A 4,297-nucleotide genomic window follows, 5' to 3' on the forward strand; every position below is an offset into this window, starting at 1 on the left:
CCCTATTCCCCTATTCCCCTATTCCCCTATTCCTATTCCCTCACCCCATCCCCGTGACATGGCGCAGCCAGAACGCCAGCGCGATGAAACCGATGATGGTGGTGACGCCGGTCCAGTCGACATTGGCCTTCTTCACGTCGCTGATGATCTTCACCAGCAGCATCCAGGCCACGAAGATGATCGGGAGAATGATGACAAATCTGATCATGCGACACCCCTGCTCGAAGCGATTGCACCCTTCCCTAGATGTAGGAAGCAATCCGGCGGTTTTCAGGATGCCCTCGCCGATGGCCCATGCGGCATGCCGGGAAAAAACGGAGTTTTGTCTTTACTGGCTCAACAAATATGCTAACCGGAGCGCCGTGCCCTTGTAGCTCAGCTGGTAGAGCAGCGGTTTTGTAAACCGAAGGTCGGCGGTTCGATTCCGTCCGGGGGCACCAGCACAATGCAAAAACCATAACATTTTCAAAAGCTTAGAAAACAAGGTTCGGGTTCGATCCACCGCTTATCCACCTGGAATTTTTCATTTGCCAACGCGAGTATCCGCCCAGAGCATCACCGTATCCGGATCATCCTCTTCGTCCTCCTCCGGCTCGTAAGGTTCCGGCGCCACCAGCAAATCGATTCGCCTAAGGTCAGTCCCTCCCATTGGCGCATCGAGCGAGAGCGTTTTGAAGGTGTCATATTTGTGGATAGTGTGCTTGGTGCTAGGTTGCCAAATATTCAGCCTGGCTCAGATTTGGGAATATTGGGGGGACGTCACTTTGATCCGCATTTTGGTCGCACTCGCCGCCGCAATTTGCTTCGCGTCTTCGGCGGCTTCGGCAGGACAGGACAATATCCACTTCCTGGTCGGGATGCCCGATGCCAAGTTAAATTTGGCCGCTAAAATGGCAGGTAACCTCAACGGCGTTATGCAAAGGTGCCGGCTGAGGCCTACAGAGAATGGAAAAGCTATCATTGCTGTCCCTGTGCTTTTGTACGAGGGGATAGAAAAACACCTGACGCCTAATCCTCCTAAGTTCCGGAAGGCCATTCACACCTATGAAAGAGCTTACGCCATGGCGGTCCAGAGAGCGGGAAATTGCCAGGCTGAGAAGGCCAAATACCCGGGACTTTACCGATAGATGGCTGCGAAGGGACCCGGACATTGGGCGAGTCACCGCCCTGCGCGCCGCCGCCTAACTATGGCGTCGACGGCATCCTTCCTGATTGCTGCGGATTGAGCCGTCCGGTATACCCATCGGCATTCTTCACGAACACAGCTGCAAGCCTGATCCGTGCGGCAGCGGCTTCATTGAAGATCAGAACGGCACCCCTTCCACGCTCCGCACTTGAATTTCTCGATAATGCCCGCATCGAAGCCTGACGCGGAAGTATTGAGCTCTTCGAGGGATGCCTGCTTGCACCGGCCATCCCGATACCTATTTCGCCGAATTCAGGCGCAGCAACTTAGCCTACGGGTGTGACTTCCTAGCTATATACAAAGTTGCAGGCTCATCGATATAAAGCGATTGGCGATTTTGATGGGGATTTCATGAAAGCTTTTTTGCTCGCTTCATTCGTTGCGCTTTCCGCGGCTCCGGCCATGGCTGCCGATATGACGATCGCTCCTGTCGATACCCCTGAATGGACCTGGCAAGGGCCATACGCCGGCGTGTTCGGTGCCGGAACGTTGGAACACTACAAGATCTATGGACCGGGCGCCCAGGCTGGCGCAACGCATAATGTCGGCTCGGCAACGGTCGGCGGCTTTGCAGGCTATAACCTCCAATCCGGCAAGATTGTCTATGGCGTCGAAGGCGAGCTTGGCTACCGCTTCAAGAAGAACACCTTCGACGATATTCCAGGCCCAGGCGTCCTTGACGCCTCCACAGGTTTGTTCGGATCCGTAAAGGGTCGCGTTGGCATGGACATGGGAGCCTACATGCCGTTCGTCACGGCTGGTGTAACCGCTGCAAAGCTGAAGACATTCTACCCGGGTGGAAACGCTGAGCGGGATGCCACCTTGGTCGGTGGTGTTGTTGGAGCAGGCATCGACGTCGCGCTCACACACAACGTGTTCTTGCGCGGCGAATACGACTTCTCCTTCTTCGGCAAGAAGTCGCTTGAATATTGTGGCGGCGGATGCACGCTGGAACACACGCTTCAGACGCACGATTTCCGCGTCGGCATCGCGATGAAGTTCTAACTGTTCAGCGCGTCTCCGACTTTGACGCCCCCCGCGGGAATGGCAAGACCAAGGTCCAGCTTGTGAATGGCATTCCGCGGGCGCAATGTCGCCGCGAACCCGACGGCTAGGGGCCTGGATCGCAAATAGTTTGCCGTTCAGGCCCTTCGTTCGTTCCGGACCATGCCCATCTGCGCGCCATCCCTTCGTACCAAACCGTACGTTGAATCCTTCTTGGGTCACGCGTGACAAGAGAGTAAATAAATCCTTTCGCAGGAAGGGAGGCCGCGATGGCAGAAACGCATATAGAAGTCGCACGCGCGGTTATAGAAACCAGCTTTCGGTTGCGGCACCATTCCCTGGCCGGCACTGCCTCATTTCGCCGTGATATGGACCACTCCCGACGCGCAATCGAGGCCTCGCGCGAACTGCTCAAGCGCCTTCGCCAACGTCATCGCGATGACATGGCCCGGGAGGGAGATCCGGAGCCAGGTCCTGTTGCCGTCTCGGCCTTCGATGCCGACATTCTCCGCTCGGCGTTTCGAAACCTGGTCAGGGAAACAGGCGTTCCCGAGTGTGAATGGCGCCACCTGGCTGAAAGCTTGGTCCGCGAATATGTCGGGTGCGAGCAGGTTAACGTTGGCTTGTTGGACTGGATTACCCACAAGTAGTCAGCGGTATAAATTGCGTACCAACGCAAAGCAGCCCGTCCCGCCCACATTGCCGGTGACACGAAACGGGCTGCGGAAGCCCGCATGCGACGCTTCCTGCAATCCAACTTCGGGCGAGTACGGATGTTCCGTTAGTTTCTGCTGAAAGGCGGTACATTCTGCTGCCGTGGCCATTCGACAGTCACTGGTAGGGTAGACCCGCCGCTCCATTTGCGAAGCGACGGGCTCTCGCCCACCCCATACCTGTGAAAGCAATTTAGATGCCAAACTTTTGACCCGTTATGGGGCACAACCGTCGCCTTGCCAGTCGGTCGGTCGCCCTCTCGTCGCTCTGCCTCGACATTGATAACCATGTACATCATGCCGGCTCGTTGGCTGCGATCACAAATTGTCGGATTCGTACGAAGCAGAGTTCTGTACGATTCCAACCCTGTAACTTTGTACACCCCTGTTTTGTAATTCGGCGGCTGAGGGGACGCCGTGCATCAGGTTGCATTTCACTGTCAATCGCGCGCCAGAGGGCGTATATTTTTTAAATCGTCTGCACGTGTCTACGGGCGCAGACGGCAGGGAGATTGGAAAGCTCTTGCCCCAAGCGGGATTGAGCTATGACCAATCCAGAGAACGATTCCTACAGAAACCAATTGTTGCGCAGGCTTGACCCTGGTGACCTGGGGCTTTTGCAGCCACACCTTGAACTGTGTGACCTCGAGCCGAAAATGACCTTAGAGAAAGCCGATTCGGAGATCGAGACGGTGTACTTCCTGGAGGACGGCATCGCTTCTGTGGTCGCGACGGCTTCAGGTAAGGAAGCCGAGGTGGGCCTTGTCGGCTTTGAGGGAATGACCGGTGCCGCGCTCGTGATGGGCGCTGACTATGCAGCGCATCAATGCTACGTTCAGTCGGCCGGCAGCGCTTTCAGGATGGGAACCGAGCCCTTCAAGGAGGCTCTTGCGAACAGCCCAACGTTGCGCCTTTTCCTGTTGCGCTATGTCCACTACTTCCACATCCAGACCAGCTATACGGCCCTGATCAACGCAAAATCAAACCTTGAAGAGCGGTTGGCGCGCTGGCTTCTAATGTGTGACGATCGGGTCCACGGCGAGCGCCTTGCGATCACCCATGAGTTTCTCGCCGTCATGCTTGGAGCAAGACGCCCAGGCGTTACCGTTGGGCTGCAAGTTCTGGAAGGACGTGGTTTCATCTATTCTCGACGTGGCGAAGTGCACATCAGGGACCGCAGCGGACTTGCGGCCTGCGCAAACGGCACCTACGGCAAGCCAGAAGCCGATTACGTTCGGCTAGTTGGATTATAGCGCTCCAAGCATGCCGGACGTAGGCCGCGGTGATCCAAGCACCTGCGCCTCGCGCCAGCAATACAGCCCGTCCCGCCCACATTGCCGGTGACACGAAACGGCTGCGGAAGCCGCGATCCGATGCGATTGCAATCCAACCC

The 4,297-nt window shown here is 56.6% G+C and carries 4 protein-coding genes and 1 tRNA gene; 4 read left to right on the forward strand and 1 reads right to left on the reverse strand.

Annotated elements, in window-relative coordinates:
- Positions 1-40 precede the first annotated feature (40 nt).
- Positions 41-208, reverse strand: coding sequence for a hypothetical protein (locus EN884_RS27550; RefSeq protein WP_013531392.1), 168 nt, complete (start codon positions 206-208; stop codon positions 41-43).
- A 156-nt stretch (positions 209-364) separates the two neighbouring features.
- Between EN884_RS27550 and EN884_RS27555 the strand changes: the two genes are divergently transcribed.
- The 4 genes from EN884_RS27555 to EN884_RS27575 all read left to right on the forward strand — a co-directional run bounded on the left by EN884_RS27555 (position 365) and on the right by EN884_RS27575 (position 4,157).
- Positions 365-440 (forward strand) — tRNA-Thr (locus tag EN884_RS27555).
- Between the two features lie 1,097 nt (positions 441-1,537).
- A complete protein-coding gene (locus tag EN884_RS27565; protein ID WP_013531390.1) occupies positions 1,538-2,191 on the forward strand; it encodes an outer membrane beta-barrel protein in 654 nt (217 codons plus the stop codon).
- 269 nt (positions 2,192-2,460) lie between these two features.
- Complete coding sequence (locus tag EN884_RS27570) at positions 2,461-2,841, forward strand: hypothetical protein (protein WP_013531389.1); 381 nt, start codon at positions 2,461-2,463, stop codon at positions 2,839-2,841.
- Between the two features lie 608 nt (positions 2,842-3,449).
- Positions 3,450-4,157 (forward strand): Crp/Fnr family transcriptional regulator, encoded by a 708-nt coding sequence (locus tag EN884_RS27575; protein WP_063168079.1) that lies wholly within the window; start codon positions 3,450-3,452, stop codon positions 4,155-4,157.
- Positions 4,158-4,297: the final 140 nt, after the last annotated feature.

The sequence above is a fragment of the Mesorhizobium sp. M7A.F.Ca.AU.001.01.1.1 genome (assembly GCF_004022735.1).
Classification (GTDB): Bacteria; Pseudomonadota; Alphaproteobacteria; order Rhizobiales; family Rhizobiaceae; genus Mesorhizobium; species Mesorhizobium ciceri.

Bases quoted from the DNA above. Each gene is read 5' to 3' on its own strand.
- EN884_RS27550 (WP_013531392.1), bottom strand. From the start codon at position 208: ATGATCAGATTTGTCATCATTCTCCCGATCATCTTCGTGGCCTGGATG.
- EN884_RS27565 (WP_013531390.1), top strand. From the start codon at position 1,538: ATGAAAGCTTTTTTGCTCGCTTCATTCGTTGCGCTTTCCGCGGCTCCG.
- EN884_RS27570 (WP_013531389.1), top strand. From the start codon at position 2,461: ATGGCAGAAACGCATATAGAAGTCGCACGCGCGGTTATAGAAACCAGC.
- EN884_RS27575 (WP_063168079.1), top strand. From the start codon at position 3,450: ATGACCAATCCAGAGAACGATTCCTACAGAAACCAATTGTTGCGCAGG.